We start from the raw sequence: 1928 nt of genomic DNA, 5'->3' as shown, positions 1-1928 counted from the left end.
ATCAAAAAAGGGGATGTTGGTGTTTATAAATATGTTTGCATCCCTCAACAAAATATATTAATTTGCTATATATAAAATATAAATAAATCACACTCCTCGTGCACGGCGCGCTCCCCTCCAAGGCCGAGTACGACGCGTGGGTGCACGAGATCACCTACCACACGTTCGTCCACGAGAACGTCAAGGGCTTCATGGAGGGCTTCCGCTACGACGCCCACCCGATGGGCATGCTGATGGCCTCCGTCGGCGCCCTGTCGACCTTCTACCCCGACGCCGGCAACATCTCCGACGCTGACAACCGCCACATGCAGATCGTGCGGATGATCGCCAAGATGCCGACGCTCGGCGCCTGGTCGTTCCGCAACGCGCAGGGCAAGCCGTTCATCTACCCCGACAACGACCTCAGCTACACCGCGAACTTCCTCTCGATGCTCTTCAAGATGAGCGAGCAGAAGTACGAGGCCGACGAGCGGCTGGTCAAGGCCCTCGACGTGCTGTTCATCCTGCACGCCGACCACGAGCAGAACTGCTCGACCAACGCCGTGCGCTCGGTCGGCTCCTCGCAGGTCGACCCCTACTCGGCGGTCTCCGCCGGGGTCGGCGCCCTCTACGGCCCGCTGCACGGTGGGGCAAACGAGGCCGTGCTGAAGATGCTGCGCCGGATCGGGTCGAAGGAGAACATCCCCGCCTTCATCCAGGGCGTCAAGGACGGCAACGAGCGCCTGATGGGCTTCGGCCACCGGGTCTACAAGAACTTCGACCCCCGCGCGACGATCATCAAGAAGGCCTGCGACGACGTCTTCGAGGTCACCGGGGTCAACCCGCTCCTCGAGATCGCCAAGGAGCTGGAGAAGATTGCGCTCGAGGACGAGTACTTCATCTCCCGCAAGCTCTACCCCAACGTCGACTTCTACTCCGGCCTGATCTACGAGGCCTTCCAGTTCCCGCCCGAGATGTTCACGGTGCTCTTCGCCATCGGCCGTACGCCGGGCTGGCTGGCGCAGTGGTCCGAGCTGGTGCAGGACAAGGAGCAGAAGATCGCCCGCCCCAAGCAGATCTACACCGGCGAGCGTCGCCTGAACTTCGTACCTGCCAGCGAGCGGTGGGCGTAGCGAGGACACGTCAGCGGACTCGCTGACCGGTGGTCGAGCGAGCGGCGCGACCGAGGCACGAGGTCGCGACCCGGTGAGACCCGGTGAGACGAAGAATTACCCAGCGAACCCGTCCCGCGAGCATGAGCTCGCGCGGCGGGTTCGCGGCTTCCGTGGCCTTCCACCCCCTCCGACTCAGGAGCACGCACCATGACCACCTCCACCGGCTCCACCGGCCCCACCGGCCCCACCGGCCCCACCGGAATCGTCTGGGACCTCGGCAACGTCCTCATCGACTGGGACCCGCTCGCGGCGATCGCGGCGGGCGTCGGTGAGGACGAGGCCCGCCGGTTCCTGGCGGCGTTCGACTTCCGGGAGTGGAACCACGGCCCCGACTCGGGCGGCACGTGGGAGGCCGCCGAGGCGTGGCTCGACGCCGAGCACCCCGAGTGGTCGGCCCACGGTCGGGCCTACCGTCCTCACTTCGCGAAGTCGTTGCTCGGCGAGGTGCCGGGCAGCGTCGACCTGGTGCGCGAGCTGCACGCCGCAGCGGTGCCGCAGTGGGGGCTGACCAACTGGTCGGCCGAGCTCTACCCGCACGCCCCGGCGACGTTCGACTTCCTCACGATGCTCGAGGACGTCGTCGTCTCGGGCGTCGAGGGCCTGGCCAAGCCCGACCCCGCGGTCTACGACCTGCTCGTCGACCGCACCGACCGGCCGCTGAGCAGCCTGGTGTTCGTCGACGACCGGGCCGACAACGTGGAGGCGGCGGCTGCCTGCGGGATGCACGCGATCGTCTTCAGCGACGCCACGACGCTGCGCTCGGACCTGCGCGCC

Annotated in this window: 2 protein-coding genes; both read left to right on the top strand. The window is 66.1% G+C overall.

Going from position 1 to position 1928, the window contains the following annotated elements; translation table 11 throughout:
* Positions 1-98 precede the first annotated feature (98 nt).
* Positions 99-1112, top strand: coding sequence for a citrate/2-methylcitrate synthase (locus VOI19_RS18755; protein ID WP_323794455.1), 1014 nt, complete (start codon positions 99-101; stop codon positions 1110-1112).
* Between the two features lie 189 nt (positions 1113-1301).
* A partial coding sequence (locus tag VOI19_RS18750) for an HAD-IA family hydrolase (protein ID WP_323794454.1) occupies positions 1302-1928 on the top strand: 627 nt, incomplete at its 3' end.

Origin of the sequence: Nocardioides sp. (assembly GCF_034670285.1) — a bacterium.
Lineage (GTDB): Bacteria > Actinomycetota > Actinomycetes > Propionibacteriales > Nocardioidaceae > Nocardioides.
This window is presented reverse-complemented; position numbering and strand designations above follow the sequence as displayed.